Origin of the sequence: Rugamonas sp., assembly GCF_025354735.1 — a bacterium.
In the GTDB taxonomy this organism is placed as follows: Bacteria; Pseudomonadota; Gammaproteobacteria; order Burkholderiales; family Burkholderiaceae_D; genus Rugamonas.
Genome location: NZ_JANXMI010000094.1, coordinates 1 through 18404, shown reverse-complemented (window position 1 = coordinate 18404; position 18404 = coordinate 1). Strand labels below are relative to the sequence as shown.

The following is an 18404-nucleotide window of genomic DNA, read 5'->3' as shown; positions in this document are numbered from 1 at the left end:
GGTGCTGCCGCTGGACATCACTATACCGTGCATAGTTTCGCGGCGAGATAATCGATGAACACGCGCGCTTTCGGCGCCGTGTTGCGCTCGGCCGGCCACATGATCCAGAAGGTCACGCTGTCGTCGATATAATCGCCGAGCACGGTTTGCAAGGCGCCCGATTTCAGCGCCTCGTCGACGTCGCAGGCCGGCAACAGGGCGATGCCCTGCCCGTGCAGCGCCAGGTAGCGCACCGCGTCGACGGTATTGCTGACCACCGTTTCCGGCAGCGCCAGCAGCGGCGCTTCGCGGTCGCGGCGCAGCGGCCAGCGGTCGAGCGCGCCGCTCGCGGCCGACTTGTGGCGCAGGCAGGCGTGCCCGCTCAGCTCGGCCGGATGGTGGGGCACGCCGCGCCGCGCCAGATAGGCCGGCGTGGCCACCAGCAACTGCGCATACGAACCCAGCCGGCGCGACAGCAGGCGCGGATCGCTCAGCTCGCGGTCGCGCAGCACCACGTCGTAGCCATCCTCGATGACGCCGTCGCCGCGCTCGGACCAGTCCAGCTCGAGCTCGATTTCCGGGTAGCGTTGCATGAAGCCGTCGAGCGCCGGCATCAGCAGCGCCGTCAGCGGCGGCAAGTTGACGCGCAACTTGCCGCACGGCGTGCAGGACGCGTGCAGCAACTCGTCTTCGGCGGCCTCGACTTCGCCGAGGATGCGCCTGCACCGCTCCAGGAACAGCGCGCCGGCCGGCGTCAGCGCGATGTCGGCGCCGCCGCGCTCGAACAAGGGCACGGCCAGGCGCGCTTCCATGCCGGCCACGCCGGCGCCGACGGCCGCCGCCGTCATGCCCAGCTGGCGGGCCGCCTCCGCATAGCTGCGGCTGGCCGACACGCGCACGAACATCGACATTGCGCTCAAACTATCCATGATGATTTTTCCAGTAAAACGGCGCGGCCGAACCCAGTCCGACCGCGCCGCTATGTCCAACGCTGCAATACAGCGTGTTATTTCAGCGTCACGCGCTGGCCGGTGCTGTTGGAGAGCTCGATGCTTTCCATCAGCTCGTGCATCACGAGCGCGTCGGCGAAGGTCGGCGCCAGCTTGGTGCCGTCGTTGCGGTCGCGCGCGAACGCGGCGTACAGATTGGTCAGCTCCTGGACGCTGCCGCCCAGATCGCTAGGCGGCAACCAGTTGTACATTTCCGGTATCGGCATTTCCACCATCGGCTGGCCGTCGCCCTGCGCGCCCTCGATGCGGTTGAAGGCGTCGCCGAAGCTGGTCGTGTTGGTGATTTTCAGGTCGCCCTTGCTGCCGGTGATGTCGAGCTGCACGCCGTAGTTGTTGCGCTTGCCCGCCTCGAAGTGCACCGACAGCACGGCATCATTGTCGAAGGTGCCGCTCATGACGATCTGGTCGGCCGTCACGTGCTTGAGCACTTCGCCCGTTTCGATCAGCGTCACTTCCTTGAACTGGTTGACCGTCAGCGCGTTGATGCTGTTCGGATGGCCGAGCATGGTGAACATGGCGTCGAAGAAGTGGCCGCCGTAAATCGACAGCAGGCTGGAGAAGTTTTCCGGCGGGATGGTGTAATACAGCTTGGCCGTGCGTTCCTTCTGGAAGTATTCGACGCTGATGTGCAGGCGCACCGAGCGCAGTTCGCCGATGTAGCCGTCGCGCACCAGGTCGCGCACATAGCGGTAGCCCGGCGCCAGGCGGCGTTGCAGGCCGACGATGTGGCGCACGCCGGCCTTGTCGGCCAGTTCCATCAGTTCGCGCGAGGTTTCCTTGCTCGGCGTGAGCGGCCATTCGCAATACACATCCTTGCCGGCGGCGATGGCGGCGCGGATGCCGGCCTCGTGCTGCGGCGCCGGCGTCAGGACGACGACGAAATCGACTTCCGGATGCTCGACCAGCGCTTGCAGCGAATTGAGCGCGTATTTGATGCCGTGGCGGGCGGCGACGGCGTCGGCCTTTTCCTGGTCGCGGCTCATGACGGCGACGATCTCGTATTCAGGCAACAGCTTGAAGGAAGGGATATGGCCGTACTCGGCCCAAGTGCCGACGCCGACCAGGCCGACGCGGATTTTCTTCGAGGTGTTGCCCAGGGGTGCAATGCTAGTCATAACCGACTCCTTCAAGTTGAACAGAATGAAGTCAGTGTAGAGATAAAACGCTCAGGAATAAATATGCTGAATATCCGAACATACAGGACGTTTAAGTCCGCTATACTCCCGGGCAAGGGCTAGATGCGCAAATTCTGCTGCAAGAAATCTATGAATACGCGCAACTTCGGCGAGGCGTACCGGCTGGCCGGCCACAAGACCCAGAACGTCACCGTCTTGTCGAGGAACTCGTCCATCACCGTCACCAGCTGGCCGCTGGCGAGTTCGTCGCGCACGATAAAGGTCGGCAAAAAGGCGATGCCCTTGTGTTGCTTGACGGCATGGGTGAGCGCCTCGATGGTGTTGCAGGTCAGCCGCTCCTGCAATACCGGCTCGGGTTCGTCGTCGGCCAGCAAAAAAGGCCAGCGCTCCAGCTTGCCCGTGGCGGGGAACTTGTGCAGCAGGCAGGGATGCTGGGCCAGTTCGCGCGGGTGGGACGGCACGCCGCGCTGCGCCAGATACTCGGGCGAGGCCACCATCACCTGGCGGCACGCGCCCAGGCGGCGCGCGGTCAGGCGCGAATCGTGCTGCTCGCCGGTGCGGATCACGGCGTCGAAACCCTCCTCGATCACGTCCACCATGCGGTCCGACAGGTCGACGTCGAGCGCGATGTCGGGATAATTCTGCATGAACAGGTCTAGCGTCGGCATCATCAGCCCCAACAGCTGTGGCGTGCTGACCCGCAGGCGCCCGCGCGGCGAGCCCGCCACCTCCGACAATTCGGCCTCGGCCGCCTCGACCTCGCCGAGGATGCGCCGGCAGCGCTCCAGGAACAGCGCGCCCTCGGCCGTCAGCGTGATGCTGCGCGTGCTGCGGTGGAACAGCCGCACCGCCAGCCGCTCCTCCATGCGCGCGATGCTCTTGCCCACCGCCGACGACGATACGCCGAACTGCTGCCCGGCCTTGGTAAAACTGCGCGTTTCCGCGACCAACACAAACATCGAAATGCCGCTTAAACTATCCATAGCACCTAATCTGTTGATGGACATACTCGTCCGATATATCCGCCATCTTAGCCGGTTTTTCGCGCAGCGTAAGGGGCGCCCACCATTTTCCCCGCCGCCCCGCATTGCGGATGGCGGCGTCCACTATGTTTGGACCGCGAGACTATTTTTCCGATTTTAAGAGCCTCGTACACTGAGGGCATCGATCCCCCACCACCGGAAACCACCATGAGCGCACTGTTCTCCCCGCACCAGCTCGGCAAGCTCACGCTGCCCAACCGCATCGTCGTCTCGCCGATGTGCCAGTACTGGGCCGTCGACGGCCAGCCGACGCCGTGGCACACCATCCACCTCGGCAGCATGGCCGCCTCCGGCGCGGGCGCCCTGTTCATCGAAGCGACGGCGGTCGAGCCGGGCGGACGCATCACGCCGGGCGATCTGGGCCTGTGGGACGAGCGCACCGAATCGGCCTTGATACCGGTACTGAGCGCGGTACGGCAGTTCTCGCCCATCCGCGTCATCATGCAACTGAGCCACGCCGGCCGCAAGGCATCGAGCCACGTGCCCTGGGAAGGCGGCCAGCAAATCCTGCCGGCCGACGGCGGCTGGCCGACCGACGCGCCGTCCGCGCTGCCGCAGATGGCGGGCGAAGCGCCACCCCGGGCGCTCGACCGGGTCGGCATGATACGCATCCGCAACGCCTTCGTCGCCGCCGCCCAGCGCGCCGTGCGGCTCGGCGTCGACGGCCTGGAACTGCACGCCGCGCACGGCTATCTGCTGCACCAGGTCCTCTCGCCGATCGCCAACGAGCGCGGCGACGACTACGGCGGCTCGCTGGAAAACCGCATGCGCTTCCCGCTCGAAGTGTACGACGCCGTGCGCGCCGTGCTGCCGGCCGCCATGCCGCTGGGGGTGAAAGTGTCGGCCACCGACTGGATCGACGGCGGCTGGGATCTGGAACAGACCATCGCCTTCGCCAAAGTGCTCAAGGCACGCGGCGTGGACTGGATCGACGCCTCGTCCGGCGGCATCTCGCCGCGGCAAAAGATCACCATCGGCGCCGGCTACCAGGTGCCGTTCGCGCAGGCGATCAAGGAAGCGACGGGAGTGACCACCATCGCGGTGGGACTGATTACGCAAGCGCAGCAGGCCGAGGACATCATCGCCGCCGGCCATGCCGACTTCGTCGCGCTGGCGCGCGCCATGCTGTACAACCCGCGCTGGCCGTGGCACGCCGCCGCCGAGCTGGGCGCCACCGTCACGGCCGCGCCGCCGTACTGGCGCGCCGCCCCGCGCGAGTATCCCAACCTGATCAGCGGCACCAGCTTCGGCGCGCGCTGAGCGAAAAATCAGTGCGGTGGTGGTGGCAGCTAACCCGCGATCAAGCCGCCAGCCGCACGCAATTGCGGCCAGCGCGCTTGGCCTGGTACAGCGCCTCGTCGGCGCGGCCATAGGCCTGGTCGAAGCTGTCGCCGCGCCGGTTCCAGCTCACGCCGACGCTGGCCGTGACGGCGCGGTCGATGGGCGCGGCAAAGCCGGCGCCGGCGATGGCGTCGCAGATGCGCTGGCCGACGCCGGCCGCGTCATCGGCCGACGCCGTCGGCCACACCACGGAAAACTCCTCGCCGCCGACGCGGCCGATGGCCACCTCGCCGCCCAGCAGCCCGTTCAGGCACTGCACCACGGCCTGGATCACGGCGTCGCCGGCCGGGTGGCCGAAGTCGTCGTTCACCTGCTTGAAGTGGTCGATATCGAGCACGATCAGCGCCACGTCGCCCTGTTCCAGACAATCCGACGCGTGCTCGATGACGGCGCCGCGATTGAGCGCGCCGGTCAGCGGGTCGTGGGTGGCGCGGTATTCGAGCTGGCCGGCCAGTTCATGCAGCTGGCAATTGAGCTGGTTCATATCGCGCTCGGCGCGGTCGCTGCGGCGGATCAGCCGTCGCGTCTCGCGCATCAGGCGTTCGTAATGCGCCAGCAGCTCGCCGAGCACGCGCCGCGTCTCGGGCGCGCCGGCGTCGGCGTCGTCGTGCGTGGCCCTGGCGCGGGCCAGCGCCGCGCTCTCCGCTTCAAACAGATCCGGCTCGCTCATGGGCCGCGTCAGTTGCTCACGACCGGATGGTCGCAAAAATCGAGCGCGCCGAAATCGTCCTGCAACTCCTGGCCGAATTCGAGGATGGTGTCGTCGTCGACGTCGTGATACCAGTTCAGGCGCACCTGGTTGCCGGCGACGGCGGCGTCGTTGAGCGCTTCGAACAGCGTGAACAACATCTTCGTGCTGGAGCTGTTGAAGTAGGCCAGCGACACGTTGACGGTGATGTCGGCGAGCTCGCAGCGGGCCAGGTAGAGGCGCACCTTGTCGATCAGCGGGCCGTAAAAGGCGGCCGCGTTTTCGGGGTAGGACTCGCCCTTGATCGACAGCGTGTTCTGGTGGAAGCGGAAGTCGATTTCGGGCGACGTCGGCGAAGCGGTAATGAACAATGGTTCCATGTCGTGTCGTCTCTTCAGATGATAGCTTTGATGCAGAACACCGTGGTCTGTGGATCGTGGGCTTCTTTTACAAATTCAAATTCCAGCGGCTCGCTGGCGTCGCGCGCCATGGTCAGGAAACCGAGGCCGGCGCCTTTGCTGTCTTGCGGCGTTTCGTCGCGCAGCGCTTTTTTATATGCGCTCTTGATTTCATCGATGGTCATGGTGTGCAGCGGCTCGAGGCGGGCGCGGATCTTTTCCACGTTCTCGGTCGACACCGGATTGGCGCACAGCAGGAAGAAGCTGTCGCCGCGCATGCCGATGCAGAAGGAGCCGCGCCGCATCTGGTTTTCCTGCAGTTCGTCCGACGTCAGCGTGTCCGACGAATAGTGCATGATGTTCTGCGACATTTCGACGAAGGACGAGAAGATGCGGCGCCGCGTCGGACCGGCCGCGCCGGCCGTGTCCAGGCGCGCCTTGATGGTTTCCGATATGGCGGCGACGACGTGCTGCGAAAAATAGCCGACGTAAAAAAAGATGATGTGGCGCTTGCGCGCGACCTGCCAAAACTCGTTGAATTCTTCGTAAAGCAAAGCGGCTCCTGGATGCTTAGGGACGGAAACAGAAAAAGGTCAGGTCGTCGCGCCGCGGCTGCGCGCCCTGCCACTGCTGGAAGTCGGCCAGCAGCGCGGCGCTCACCTGGGCCGCCGGCGCGGCGCGCTGCGCCAGCAGCTGGTCGCGGATGCGGCGCTTGCCGTAGGCGATATCCTTGTGGCCGCCGATCTGGTCGACCAGGCCGTCGGTGGTGATGAACAGCAGGCTGCCCGGCGCCACCGTGATGGTCTTGTTGGTCCAGATGAAGTCGGGCGGCGTGTCGACATAGCCGACGCCCATGCGCTCGCTGTCGATGGCTTGCACGGCGTCGGCGTCGGGCGTGAGCATGAGCAGCGACAGTTTGGCGCCGGCGAAGGTGAGCTGGCGGCTGGCGGCGTCGAACCACAAAAAGGCGGCGTCCATGCCATCGTTCGATTCGGGCTGCTGATGGTCCGCCGGCCGGCGGCCGTCGGTCTGGCCCAGCATGGTCTTGACGCCGCGGCTCACTTCCCCGATCAGCGCGGCCGGATCGCGCGGACCCAGTTGCTGCAAGGCCTGCGCCAGGGTCGACGACGATATCAGCGTCATGAAGGCGCCCGGCACGCCGTGGCCGGTGCAGTCGGCGATGGCGGCGAACCAGCCGTCCGGGTAGCTGGCGAAATAATAAAAATCGCCGCCGACGACGTCGCGCGGCTGCCAGATCAATTCGGCGTCGGCCAGCGCGGCCGATAGCGCCGCGCGCGAGGTGCGCAGCAGCGCGCGCTGGATCACGCTGGCGTAGTCGATGCTGTGCATGATCTGGCGGTTTTTTTCGGCCTGCATATTGGCGACGACGTTCATCAGTTGCAGGCCGAAGCCGACGCCGTCGAGCGCGCCGTCGCGGGTGATGATGAAGCCGTCGGCCAGCGCCTTTTCGCCCGATTCGACGGCGCGGAAGGTCAGGTCTTCGATGCTCATGGCCGCATCGACGATCAGCGGCTCCTTGTCCATGAAGGCGATGCAGCTCTTCTTGCCGTAGACCTCGTGGTAAAACGGCTTGGACATCTGCGACATGAAGATGTTGCGGCTGATGAGGCCTATCGGCCGTTCATGCTCGATGACGGGCAGGCTCATCAGGTCGCGCCGCTCGGTGAACAGTTCGAGCACGGCGAAGTTGCTGGCGTCGGAGGCGACCGAAACCGTGTCGACGCACAGGTCGGCCGCCACCGACTGGCGGAAACGGGGTAAATGCAAGCGGGATGCGTTGAACTCCACGGCGGACCTTGTTCGATAACGGATGGTCGCCATGATAGCCAGCGTTTGTGACGCCGCCGTGACATCATTATCAAAAAGAAATAATCGTTACCGAAAGCACAGCGCCGCCGACGATACCACGGTCCGCATACCGGTAGCGTACTTGTGGGCTCGATGGCGCCGCCGCGCCCGTTTCAGCCGCACAGGCGCGCGACGCTGTCGGCGTACAGGCCGGTCAGCCACTCGGCCACGAGCTTGAAGCGGGCGATGGAGCCGGCGTCGCGATGGCTGAGCAGCCACAATTCCCGGTGCAATTCCTGCTGCGGCGCCAGCCGCGTCAAGCCTTCCTGCTGGCCGATCAGGCACGGCAGCAACGCCAGGCCGACGCCCTCGCGGCAGGCGCGCACCATCGTGCTCAGGCTGTTGACCCGCAGGGACCACGGCGGCCGCGGCGACAGGCCGGCGATCCACGCCATTTCCGGCAGATGGGCCAGCGTGTCGTCGTAGCCTATCCAGCCGTGGCGGCCCCAGTCGGCCCGCGCCAGCCCGGCGTGGCGCGCGTGGCCGTAGACGGCGTAGCTGAACTGGCCCAGCTTGCGCATCACCAGGGCGGCGTCGGCGTCCGGCTTCGACAGCCGCAGCGCGAGGTCGACCTCGCGCCGGGTGAAGGACAGGTTGCCGTTGTTGGCCGTCAGTTGCAGCTGCAATTGCGGGTGCTGCGCTTGCAGCGCCGGCAGATGCGCCATCAGCCAGTAGTCGAGCAGGAAGTCGATGGCGGTGACGCGCACGGTGCCGGCGATGGCCTGCGCTTGCCGGGTCGATGCCGTCAGCATGTCGTGCACATTGCCGTACACCGCTTCGCCATATTCGACGAAGACGCGGCCGGCGTCGGTCAGCTGGTAGCGCGTGTTGTCGCGGATGAACAGGCGCAGCGCCAGCGCCTTTTCGGCGGCGGCCAGGCGGCGGCTGACGGTGGACGTGTTCAGGCCGAGCGCGCGGCCGGTGGCGCTCATGCTGCCGCTGCGGGCCAGCGACAGGATCAGCGGGATATCGTTCCAGTCGAAATCGGTCGTCATTATGCTCGCGGTGGGTGACGGGCGGGGCGGCGCATTTTCGCAAAGCCGCTGTGCGGCGCTGCCGTGGTGTGGTCGGTTTCGGGCGCGCCGTTTCGGTTTAACATGGACCTCCTCATCACGCCGAGCAGGCACTGGAGAATACCATGAGCAACCGCCTCACCGTCCACACCGCCGACGGCAGCTTCGACTGCTACGTCGCCCTCCCCGGCATCACCCAGGCGGCGCCGGTCGTCGTCGTGATCCAGGAGATTTTCGGCGTCAACGCCGGCATCCGCAGCATCGCCTACGCCTACGCGGCGGCCGGCTACATCGCGGTCTGCCCGGACTTGTTCTGGCGCGCCGAGCCGGGACTGTATATGTCGGAAAAAAGCGAGGGCGACTGGGCCAAGGGCTTCGCGCTATACACCGCCTACGACTTCGATCGCGGCGCCCGGGATATCGCCGCCACCGTCGCCGCCGCGCGCACGCTGGCGGGCGCCTCGGGCAAGGTCGGCGTGACCGGCTATTGCCTGGGCGGCTTGATGACTTATCTGACGGCCGCCCGCGCCGACGCCGACGCCTTCGTCGCCTACTACGGCGGCGCCACCGAAAAGTATGTGGCCGAAGCCGGCGCCATCAAGCGGCCCCTGCTCTATCACCTGGCCGGCGAGGACGAGTACATCGGCAAGGAGGCGCAAGCGGCCATCAACGCCGCGCTGGGCGCCAATCCCCATGTCGAGCTGCACACTTATCCCGGCTGCAACCACGCCTTCGCCCGCCCCGACGGCAATCATTACGATGCCGCCGCCGCGACGCTGGCCAACAGCCGCACGGCGGCGTTTTTCAAGCTGCACTTAAGCTGAAGCGGAAGCTGACGACGGGGCCGACGAGACAGTCGGAATCAGGCGGCCGAGATGATTTCGACCGTCGCCTCGCCGCGCACGCCCTTGGCGTTGGCGTCTTCCAGCGCCGCGCCTTCGGCCAGCTCCTCGGCGGCGGCCTGGTTGGCGGCCTCGCCTTCCCACGTGAATTTGCGGGCGCCGCTGGCGTCCTTGATGAAGACTTCGACGATGTAGGTGTCCATGCGTTTCCTTGTATGAGTTTTAAAGTGGACGGGCCGGGGCGTACGATGGCGAGGGCTTGACGCTGCAAGTCCAGATCCACCAGATCAGCGCCAGCTGCAAAGGCAGGCGCACGGTCAGCAGCGCCAGTTGCCACAGCGGTTTGGCGGCGTCGACGGCATTGAGCAGCATCTGCACATTGGCCGGCAACACGGCAATGGACAACAGGATCAGGCCGATGCCGGCGGCGCGCCGCGTCAGCGCCGGCAGCACGCCGAGGCCGCCGGCGATTTCGCACACGCCGCTGAGGTAGACCAATTGCAGCGGCCAGTCCAGCCAGGGCGGCATGATGGCGACGTAAGCCGACGGCAGCACAAAATGCAGCACACCGCCGATGACGAAGAACAGCGCCAGCAGCAGGCGCCCACCGCGTACTCCCATTCTCGATATCGGCATCGATGTCGGCATCGATGTGCTCATAAGCCGTCCCCGCTGCGCCGCTGATAGTCGGTCGATGAATTCTTAGTCATTGAGTTGCCGCACACCGCTGCGGCCGGCGCGGTAGCAGGTGCCAGCGTACTCTTCCATGCGGCTGCGGTCCAGCACCACCACCAGGCCGCGCCAGCATTCGATCATACCCTCGTCCTGCAATTTTCCGGCGGCGCAGGTGATGCTTTCGCGCCGCACGCCGAGCATCTGGGCGATGGTCTCTTGCGTGACCTTCAATTCGTTCGACATTGAACGGTCGAGGCGGTCGAGCAGCCAGCGGCACAGTTTCTGTTCGATGGTGCTGTGGCGGCTGCCGACGACGTTTTGCGCCAGCTGGGCGAACATGGCGCTGGTGTAGCGCATCAGCTGCTGGGCCAGGGCGCCGCCTTCGTTGAACGCGACCCGCAGCGCTTCGGTTTTCAGGCGATAGCCGTAGCCGGGCGCTTGCACCACGGCGTCGCAGCTGGCGCGGTCCAGCGCGTGCAGCGAGATGCCGGCCACGCCCTCGCGGCCGACGACGGCGATCTCGGTGGTGGCGCCGTCTTCCATCACGTATTGCAGCGAGATGATGGCGTTGGTCGGGAAGTAAGCGTACTCGACCTTGCCGCCGCATTCATACAGGCGCTGGCCGGCGCTGAGCTTGACGAATTCCAGCTGTTCGAACAGCAAGATCAAGTCCTCGCGCGACAGGGCGCGCAGCAAATCGTTTTGTTGGGCGCCCAGGGTGCTGACCGCTGGTGCGGGGGTGGTGCGTGGCGCGCCGATATCGAGCGAACGGAAACCGTGGTTGACGTCGTTTGCGTTCTTGGCTTCAATAGCGTTGGTGGTGTACATGATGCGCCTCTTCGTGTTGTTGGATTAACTTTTCAAGCCGGCTAATCATGCCGTGTTGATAAGCTGTACTTTAGCGATCAGGTGCTATGTGCGGTATAGGACCAAGCTATACGCCTATGTAGGCTAGACACAAGGTAAAACGTCATCTTTATCCTACGTGGCGCGGAGGATACCGCCAGTCGCGGCTTTCCCGGCCGCGTGCCGGCATGCGGCGCCGTCGACGAGTCCGGGCGCGCCGGGCGGAACGGCTGGGCGGTAGATTCCATCAAGCAATTTACTTTCCCTTACGGAAAATAAATGACATAATATCGCCGCGCGGTTCCGCTACCGCGTTAGCGGACGGATCGCCCGGCCGCAGCGACAGATCGACTATGAACAACGCACCCGATACGGATATTTTGCAGAAGCAGTTGGAGTCCAGCAGTTGGCAGTTGGCCGGCACCGTCACGCTGGGCGCGGCGGCCCTGGCGCTGGCCATCTTCGGCCAGGACGCCCTGGCCCAGGCGCGGCCGATTTTCCCGATGATTGACCAGATTTACGGTAGCTGGCAAAGCTGGTACATCGGCGCGCTGATTATCCTGGGCCTGGTCTGGGCGGTCGCCATGGTGCAAAAAATCAACACCATTCAATATTGCATGAAACGCTTGCAGGCCCAGCGCCGCATCGCCGAGCAGCATGCGCTGCGGGCCAGCCGCGCCCAAGCCGCCAAACGCCCGGCACCGGCACAGCCGACCAAACCCGCGCCGGCCCGCGCGGGACGCAGCAGCAAATTTGACTATTAATTTGACTATCAGTGTCAAACCAGTGGCCAACGGCGCCGCCGCAAGCCGCCGCAACGCCCTAATTGCCTAACAGCAAGTGCAATTCCTCCTCAGTTTTTACTCGCGGCTGCCGTTACCACAAGTATCGAGCCGGCTTGGCGGTCTTTTTACGCATGCGGGCTGACCACGCATCGCAAGGAGCAACCACCATGTCCAACAACGTCACCGCCTACTCCGCTTTCGCCGCCACCTCCATCAACAACGCTGTCATCACCACGCAGTTCGCCAAGGCCGGCGTCGACGCCCAGACCGGCGCCGACGGCAGCGATAATGTCAGTCTCGGCAGCAAACAACAGCCGCACGCGCTGGTGCTCAGCAGCGCCATCAACGCCATCAACGACGCCCTGGCAGCCAAGCTGGGGCCCAACGCGATCCAGAACGGCGCCAGCGCAGACCACTCGGCCGAGACGACCGCCAACAGCATCCTGGCCGGCTCCACCGGTTTCTTCGCCGCCTTCAAGGCGCAACATCCGGGCGAGGCCGACGACGACGTCGTCAAGGATTTCATCAGCACGATACGGGGCGGGTTTGAAAAGGGCTTCGGCGAAGCGGCCGGCATCCTTGGCGGCCTCGGCGTGCTCGACAGCGGCCTGTCCGCCGCCATCAACAAGACGCGCGACCTGGTGGAAAAGGGCTACGACGATTTCGAGAAGGCCCACTTGTCGGGCGCGTCCGGCGACGGCGATGGCGCGGCGGCCGCCACGGGCAGTAGCACAGATAGCAGCGCCAGCAGCACTGCCGGCACCAGCGCCCGCATCACGGTGACGGCGCGGCAGAACTAGGCCGCCGGCCGCCTCATTTTGAGATCGCGGCGCCTTGCGCGCCGCAATCAGTTTAGTGCCTCAATCTCACGCCAGCAGGCGCGGCGCGAAGCCCCTGGCCGGCTGTGGCGCGCGGCGCGTCGCCTGCGTGGCGCGCTGATCCGCGCCCAGCTTGAACACGCCGACCATCTCGCTCAGGCCGGCGGCCTGTTCCTGCAAGGCGCCGGCCGCGGCCGACGCCTGTTCCACCAGCGCCGCGTTCTGCTGCGTCACCTGGTCCATTTGCGCGATGGCGCGGTTGACCTGCTCGATGCTGTGGCTCTGTTCCTGGCTGGCCGTGGTGATCTCGCCGATGATGTCGCTGACGCTGCCGACGCTGCTGACCACTTCGCTCATGATGGCGCCGGCCCGCTCGACGAGCTTGCTGCCGGTATCGACCTGTTCCACCGATGCATCGATCAATACCTTGATTTCCTTGGCCGCCGTGGCGCTGCGCTGGGCCAGGCTGCGCACTTCGGTGGCGACGACGGCGAAGCCGCGGCCCTGCTCGCCGGCGCGGGCCGCTTCGACCGCCGCGTTCAGCGCCAGGATATTGGTCTGGAAGGCGATGCCATCGATCACGCTGATGATTTCGACGATCTTGCGCGACGACTGGTTGATCGCGCCCATCGTATCGACCAATTGCGACACTTCGCTGCCGCCGCGCAGCGCCACCGTCGACGCGGCCTGCGCCAGCGCGTTGGCCTGGCGCGCGTGGTCGGCGTTCTGGCGCACGGTCGCCGTCAATTCTTCCATCGACGAGGCGGTTTCCTCCAGGCTGCCGGCCTGATGTTCGGTGCGCTTGGACAAGTCCAGATTGCCGGCCGCGATTTCGCTCGACGCCGTCGCGATCGACGCGCTGCCGGTGCGCACTTCGCCGACCACGCGGGCCAGGCTGTCGTTCATGTGTTGCAGCGCCGCCAGCAGCTGGCCCGTCTCGTCGGTCGAGTCGACCTCGATCCGGCTGCTCAAATCGTTGGACGCCACCGTGCGGGCGATGGCGACGGCGCGGCTCAGCGGGCGGATGATGCCCAGCGTCAGCCGCCACGCGCACAGCGCGCCGAACAGCAGCACCACCACGCCGAGGCCGATCAACAGGCTGCGGCTGGTGCGGTAGATGGCGTCGATCTGCTCGGCGTCGGCGTCGATGGTCTGGCGCTGCACGTCACGCATCAGGCGCAGCGATTCCAGGTACTGCTTCGACAGCGGCAGCAGCTTGGTTTGCAGCTCGTCGGCGGCCTCGTCGAACTTGCCGGCCAGCTTCAGTTTTTCGATGGCCGCGCGCGAGGCGATGTATTTCAGGCGCGTCTGCGACATGGCCGCGAATTCGGATTTTTCCTTGTCCGACACCAGCAGCGGCTCGATCTTCTTTTGCAGCTCGGCGACGTCGCGCACGGAGGCGGCCGTGTCTTCGGTGAAGAAGGCGCCCAGCGAGGTGTCGGTGCTCTTGGCCACGGCCGTCACGCGGCGCACGCTGGTGTGGATCAGCAAATACCAGTCGCCTATCATGCGTTCCTTGGCCAGCGGCTGCTGCATCATGTCGTGGGTGGCGTCGGCCACCGCCTGCAAACGCCAGATGCCGATGCCGGTCATCAAGGTCGCGAGGCACAATACGAGGCCGAACCCGGCCGTGAGGCGGGTGCCGATTTTCCAGTTCTTCATGTCATTCTTTCAACAATTTGGGATGCCGCCCACAGCCCGGAGGGGTCGCCGAAGGTCGCGTCGCAGGGACGGTTCGGGCGCGTGGTAAACGGGATAGGGTTGAGATTCTATCCGATTTTTGGATAGAGAAATTTTCCCAAAAAAAAGTTATAATTCTGCAAATCAATTAAATCGGCGTCGGCAATGCACCCGAAACAACAGTGTCAACGCGGCATTGCGAGGCGCGGTGGCCACGGTGGAGCGCAAGCCGGAAGGCCGGCGCTCAGCGCAGCACGTGGTCGGCGCGCGCCCGGCTCGCTTCGATCAGCAGCGCGTTCGGCTCATCGGTGCCGATGACCCAGGCCAGCGCGGCCTCGGCGCTGCGGCCGAAATGCATGTGGCGCGCCACCAGCCGCTGGCGCCGCAGCACCGGGTCGATGTCGATATACCAGCTTTGGTCGAGCAGGCTGCGCACCGCCGCCCACGGTCCGTGGTCGAGCAGCAAATAATTGCCTTCGGTGATGACCAGCTGCACCGCTTCCGGCACCGCGATCGCGCCGGCCTCGGCGGCGTCGATGGCGCGCCGGAACGTGGGCGCGTAGACCACCTCGCCCGGCGCCGGCTGGCGCAAGCGCCGCAGCAAGGCCACATAGCCGGCGCCGTCGAACGTGTCTTCGGCGCCCTTGCGGCCCCGGCGGCCCAGCCGCTCCAGCTCCTCGTTGGCCAGGTGAAAGCCGTCCATCGGCACCAGCGCGGCGCGGCCGGGCAAGGCGTCGAGCAGCGCCTGCGCCACCGTCGATTTGCCGGCGCCGGGCGTGCCGGCCAGACCGAGGATGTAGCGCCGTGGCGCATCCGGCCGCGCCAGCGTGGCCAGGATGGCGTCGAGTATGGCGGTGTGCGACAGCGTTGAATTCACGGTATTTCCTGGTCAGTTGGCGGGCGCGGCCGCTCGGTACGCCAAGGCGGCGCCAAGACGGTGCGCCCAGGCTAAACGTCCAGATTATGCCGGCGCGGCCGGCAGCGTCAAGTGTGCATTCTGCATTGTTGTTTTCGAGGTAATAAGTAAAAGTGCTTGATTTATTAATCGCAGGCGCCTACATTTTCATCAGCGATCGGCACAAGCCGACGACATAACCAAAATAATTTGGAGACATGCATGAACCCTAAACATTGCTATGTATTGGCTGCGCTCGCCCTCACCACCCAGGCCGCTCCCAGCGCCTATGCCGCCGACGAAGCCGTCGTCGGCCTGATTACCAAAACGGAAACCAATCCCTTCTTCGTCAAGATGAAGGAAGGCGCGCAGCAGTCGGCCAAGGCGGACGGCGCCAAGCTGCTGACGGCGGCCGGCAAGGCCGACGGCGACAACGCCGGCCAGGTCACCGCCATCGAAAACATGATCTCGGCCGGCGCCAAGGCCATCATGATTACGCCCAACGATTCCAAGGCCATCGTGCCGGCCATCAAGAAGGCCCGCGCCCAGGGCGTGATGGTGATCGCGCTCGACAGCCCGGCCGATCCGCAGGACGCCACCGACGCCCTGTTCGCCACCGACAACTTCAAGGCCGGCCAGCTGATCGGCGCCTACGCCAAGACCGCCTTCGGCGGCAAGCCGGCCAAGATCGCCACGCTCGACCTGTTCCCCGGCCATCCGGTCGGCATCGCCCGCCACAACGGCTTCCTGGCCGGCTTCGGCGCCAGTGGCATAACGGCGCAAACCGTGGGGCAATCGAAGACCGCCGACGTGGTCTGCATGGCCGACAGCTACGGCGACCAGGGCAAGGGCCAGACGGCGATGGAAAACTGCCTGCAAAAAAATCCCGACATCAACCTCGTCTACACCATCAACGAACCGGCCGCCGCCGGCGCCTACAAGGCGCTGAAAGCCGCCGGCAAGGAAAAGGGCGTGATGATCGTGTCGATCGACGGCGGCTGCAACGGCGTGCGCGACGTCAAGGCCGGCGTCATCGCCGCCACCTCGCAGCAATATCCGCTGAAGATGGCCGCCATGGGCGTCGACGCCGGCGTGGCCTACGTCAAGACCGGCAAGAAGGCCAGCGGCTATGTCGACACCGGCGTCACCCTCATCACCGACAAGAAGATGGGCGGCGTCGACAGCAAGGACACGGCCTTCGGCCTCGGCGCCTGCTGGGGCAAATAAGCCCGGAGCGCGATCCGGCGCAGCGGCGCCGCCCACCGGCGGCGCTGTCCTTCAGTCCACCCAAGGATAAGCTCTCATGACGACCCGTTACAAAGGCGCCCTGCCGGCGCTGACCGCGCTCGGCCCGCTGCTGGCCCTGCTAATCGCCGGCACCTTTTTCGCATCGCAGTCGAACCGCTTTTTGAGCGGCCAGAATTTCTCGCTGATCTTGCAACAGGTGATGGTGGTGGGCGTGATCGCCATCGGCCAGACCTTGATTATTTTAACGGCCGGCATCGACCTGTCCTGCGGCATGGCGATGGCGCTCGGCTCGGTCGTGGCCACCAAGTTCGCCGTCGACTACGGCCTGCATCCGCTGCTGGCCGTGCCCTGCGGCATCGTGGCCTGCGTGCTGATCGGCTACGTCAACGGCGCGCTGGTGACGGCGATCCGGCTGCCGCCCTTCATCGTCACGCTGGGCACGATGAACATCGCCTTCGCCGTCACCCAGATTTATTCGCAGGCGCAAACCGTCACCGGCCTGCCCGAGTCCATGACCTTCTTCGGCAACACCTTCCAGGTCGGCGCCACCAGCGTCACCTACGGCACGGTGCTGATGCTGGCGCTGTACGCGCTGACGTGGCTGTTCCTGCGCGAGACCGCGCCCGGCCGCCACGTCTACGCCGTCGGCAACAACCCGGAAGCGGCGCGGCTGACCGGCATCGCCACCGGCCGCGTGCTCGTCGGCGTCTACATGGGCGCCGGCCTGCTCTACGGCATGGCCGCGATGCTGTCGGTGGCGCGCATGGGCGTCGGCGATCCGCAAGCGGGCCAGACCGACAATCTCGACAGCATCACCGCCGTCGTCCTCGGCGGCACCAGCCTGTTCGGCGGGCGCGGCTCCCTGCTCGGCACCCTGGTCGGCGTGCTCATCGTGGGCGTGTTCCGCAACGGCCTCACGCTGATGGGCGTGCCGTCCGTGGTGCAAATCCTCGTCACCGGCATCCTCGTGATCCTGGCCGTGGCCACCGACCAACTGACGCACAAGAAAGGCTGACCATGAGCACCTCCGCCATCAGTTCCGCCGCCACCACGGTCTTGCAGGCGCGCGCCCTGGTGAAACGCTACGGCGGCGTCACCGCGCTCGACGGCACCGACTTCGACTTGCGCGCCGGCGAAATCCTGGCCGTCATCGGCGACAACGGCGCCGGCAAGTCGTCCCTGATCAAGGCGCTGTCGGGCGCCGTCGTGCCCGACTCGGGCGAGCTGCGCCTCGACGGCGCCGTGGTGCGCTTCAAGTCGCCCATCGACGCGCGCCGCCACGGCATCGAAACCGTGTACCAGGACCTGGCCGTCGCGCCCGCCATGACCATCGCCGAAAACCTGTTCCTCGGCCGCGAACTGCTGCGTCCCGGCCTGCTCGGCAAGTGCCTGCGCCTGATCGACAAGAAACGCATGCTCGACGAAGCGGCCGGCCACATGCGCGACCTGAAAATCGGCATCCGCTCGATGAAGCAGGCCGTCGGCACGCTGTCGGGCGGCCAGCGCCAGGGCGTGGCCGTGGCGCGCAGCACCGCGTTCGCGCGCCACGTCGTCATCCTCGACGAGCCGACGGCGGCGCTCGGCGTCAAGGAAGGCAATATGGTGCTGGAACTGATACGCAATGTGCGCGACCGCGGCCTGCCGGTCATCCTCATCAGCCACAACATGCCGCACGTGTTCGAGATCGCCGACCGCATCCACATCCAGCGCCTCGGCAAGCGCGTGGCCGTCGTCGACCCCAAGCACATCAGCATGTCCGACACCGTCGCCGTCATGACCGGCGCCCTCGATCCGGCCGACCTTCCCCCGGAAGCGCTGGCCTGAATGCAGCAAGTACAAGCAACCACATCGACATTTTTACCCCTGAAGGAGACAACGCAGTGAAACACACGGTCCTCAAAACCCTGCCGGCCGCCCTGGCCCTGGCACTGACTGTTGGCGTCGCCCACGCCGATCCCTACAACGATACCGACGGCTTCCACGGCTACCTGCGCGCGGGCGCCGGCACCAGCTCGACCCACGGCCCGCAAAGCTGCTACGGCCTGGGCGGCCCGACCTCCAAATACCGCCTCGGCAACGAGTGCGACAGCTACTTCGAGGGCGGTTACACCCACGAAATCGCCAAATCCGAAAACGGC

The 18404-nt window shown here is 65.7% G+C and carries 21 protein-coding genes; 8 read left to right on the top strand and 13 right to left on the bottom strand.

The genetic code is table 11. The annotated features are described in order from the left end of the window. Window positions 1–20 precede the first annotated feature (20 nt). From Q0S71_RS08395 to Q0S71_RS08385, 3 genes are all read right to left on the bottom strand, one after another. A complete protein-coding gene (locus Q0S71_RS08395) occupies window positions 21–908 on the bottom strand; it encodes a LysR substrate-binding domain-containing protein (protein WP_295993929.1) in 888 nt (295 codons plus the stop codon). Window positions 909–985: 77 nt separating this feature from the next. Next, on the bottom strand, window positions 986–2104 hold the full coding sequence (locus Q0S71_RS08390; protein ID WP_295993928.1) for a Gfo/Idh/MocA family oxidoreductase: 1119 nt from the start codon (window positions 2102–2104) through the stop codon (window positions 986–988). Window positions 2105–2223: 119 nt separating this feature from the next. Further along, window positions 2224–3108 (bottom strand): LysR family transcriptional regulator, encoded by an 885-nt coding sequence (locus tag Q0S71_RS08385; protein WP_295993927.1) that lies wholly within the window; start codon window positions 3106–3108, stop codon window positions 2224–2226. 207 nt (window positions 3109–3315) lie between these two features. On the opposite strand from Q0S71_RS08385, the gene Q0S71_RS08380 reads away from it, so the two are divergent. Next, window positions 3316–4428 (top strand): NADH:flavin oxidoreductase/NADH oxidase, encoded by a 1113-nt coding sequence (locus Q0S71_RS08380; protein WP_295993926.1) that lies wholly within the window; start codon window positions 3316–3318, stop codon window positions 4426–4428. Window positions 4429–4468: 40 nt separating this feature from the next. Here the strand turns inward: Q0S71_RS08380 and Q0S71_RS08375 are convergent, their stop codons facing one another. The 5 genes from Q0S71_RS08375 to Q0S71_RS08355 form a co-directional block, all read right to left on the bottom strand. Next, window positions 4469–5179, bottom strand: coding sequence for a GGDEF domain-containing protein (locus Q0S71_RS08375; protein ID WP_295993925.1), 711 nt, complete (start codon window positions 5177–5179; stop codon window positions 4469–4471). Between the two features lie 8 nt (window positions 5180–5187). Then, entirely contained in the window at window positions 5188–5577 is a 390-nt protein-coding gene (locus Q0S71_RS08370; protein ID WP_295993924.1) for a DUF1987 domain-containing protein, read from the bottom strand. Between the two features lie 14 nt (window positions 5578–5591). After that, window positions 5592–6149, bottom strand: coding sequence for a SiaB family protein kinase (locus Q0S71_RS08365; protein WP_295993923.1), 558 nt, complete (start codon window positions 6147–6149; stop codon window positions 5592–5594). A 16-nt stretch (window positions 6150–6165) separates the two neighbouring features. Continuing rightward, a complete protein-coding gene (locus tag Q0S71_RS08360) occupies window positions 6166–7383 on the bottom strand; it encodes a SpoIIE family protein phosphatase (protein ID WP_295993922.1) in 1218 nt (405 codons plus the stop codon). A 194-nt stretch (window positions 7384–7577) separates the two neighbouring features. Beyond that, on the bottom strand, window positions 7578–8459 hold the full coding sequence (locus Q0S71_RS08355; protein WP_295993921.1) for a LysR family transcriptional regulator: 882 nt from the start codon (window positions 8457–8459) through the stop codon (window positions 7578–7580). Window positions 8460–8602: 143 nt separating this feature from the next. Between Q0S71_RS08355 and Q0S71_RS08350 the strand changes: the two genes are divergently transcribed. Beyond that, complete coding sequence (locus Q0S71_RS08350; protein ID WP_295993920.1) at window positions 8603–9301, top strand: dienelactone hydrolase family protein; 699 nt, start codon at window positions 8603–8605, stop codon at window positions 9299–9301. A gap of 38 nt (window positions 9302–9339) precedes the next feature. Here the strand turns inward: Q0S71_RS08350 and Q0S71_RS08345 are convergent, their stop codons facing one another. The 3 genes from Q0S71_RS08345 to Q0S71_RS08335 all read right to left on the bottom strand — a co-directional run bounded on the left by Q0S71_RS08345 (window position 9340) and on the right by Q0S71_RS08335 (window position 10822). Next, window positions 9340–9522 carry a hypothetical protein gene (locus Q0S71_RS08345; RefSeq protein WP_295993919.1) on the bottom strand — a complete coding sequence of 61 codons (183 nt, stop codon included), beginning with the start codon at window positions 9520–9522 and terminating at the stop codon, window positions 9340–9342. Between the two features lie 19 nt (window positions 9523–9541). Further along, window positions 9542–9940 (bottom strand): DoxX family protein, encoded by a 399-nt coding sequence (locus Q0S71_RS08340; RefSeq protein WP_295993918.1) that lies wholly within the window; start codon window positions 9938–9940, stop codon window positions 9542–9544. Between the two features lie 81 nt (window positions 9941–10021). Continuing rightward, on the bottom strand, window positions 10022–10822 hold the full coding sequence (locus Q0S71_RS08335) for a Crp/Fnr family transcriptional regulator (RefSeq protein ID WP_295993917.1): 801 nt from the start codon (window positions 10820–10822) through the stop codon (window positions 10022–10024). Window positions 10823–11193: 371 nt separating this feature from the next. Here Q0S71_RS08335 and Q0S71_RS08330 point away from each other — a divergent pair, with 371 nt between their 5' ends. Further along, window positions 11194–11604 (top strand): hypothetical protein, encoded by a 411-nt coding sequence (locus tag Q0S71_RS08330; protein WP_295993916.1) that lies wholly within the window; start codon window positions 11194–11196, stop codon window positions 11602–11604. Window positions 11605–11792: 188 nt separating this feature from the next. Then, the gene (locus Q0S71_RS08325; protein ID WP_295993915.1) at window positions 11793–12425 is read left to right on the top strand and encodes a DUF5610 domain-containing protein; all 633 of its coding nucleotides are present in this window, start codon (window positions 11793–11795) and stop codon (window positions 12423–12425) included. Between the two features lie 66 nt (window positions 12426–12491). Here the strand turns inward: Q0S71_RS08325 and Q0S71_RS08320 are convergent, their stop codons facing one another. Then, entirely contained in the window at window positions 12492–14105 is a 1614-nt protein-coding gene (locus Q0S71_RS08320; protein ID WP_295993914.1) for a methyl-accepting chemotaxis protein, read from the bottom strand. Between the two features lie 262 nt (window positions 14106–14367). Next, a complete protein-coding gene (locus Q0S71_RS08315; RefSeq protein ID WP_295993944.1) occupies window positions 14368–14988 on the bottom strand; it encodes a nucleoside/nucleotide kinase family protein in 621 nt (206 codons plus the stop codon). Window positions 14989–15240: 252 nt separating this feature from the next. Between Q0S71_RS08315 and Q0S71_RS08310 the strand changes: the two genes are divergently transcribed. From Q0S71_RS08310 to Q0S71_RS08295, 4 genes are all read left to right on the top strand, one after another. Then, window positions 15241–16245 carry a sugar ABC transporter substrate-binding protein gene (locus tag Q0S71_RS08310; protein ID WP_295993913.1) on the top strand — a complete coding sequence of 335 codons (1005 nt, stop codon included), beginning with the start codon at window positions 15241–15243 and terminating at the stop codon, window positions 16243–16245. Window positions 16246–16321: 76 nt separating this feature from the next. Continuing rightward, a complete protein-coding gene (locus tag Q0S71_RS08305; RefSeq protein ID WP_295993912.1) occupies window positions 16322–17281 on the top strand; it encodes an ABC transporter permease in 960 nt (319 codons plus the stop codon). 2 nt (window positions 17282–17283) lie between these two features. Continuing rightward, window positions 17284–18090 carry an ATP-binding cassette domain-containing protein gene (locus Q0S71_RS08300; RefSeq protein WP_295993911.1) on the top strand — a complete coding sequence of 269 codons (807 nt, stop codon included), beginning with the start codon at window positions 17284–17286 and terminating at the stop codon, window positions 18088–18090. A gap of 56 nt (window positions 18091–18146) precedes the next feature. Then, a partial coding sequence (locus tag Q0S71_RS08295) for a carbohydrate porin (protein ID WP_295993910.1) occupies window positions 18147–18404 on the top strand: 258 nt, incomplete at its 3' end.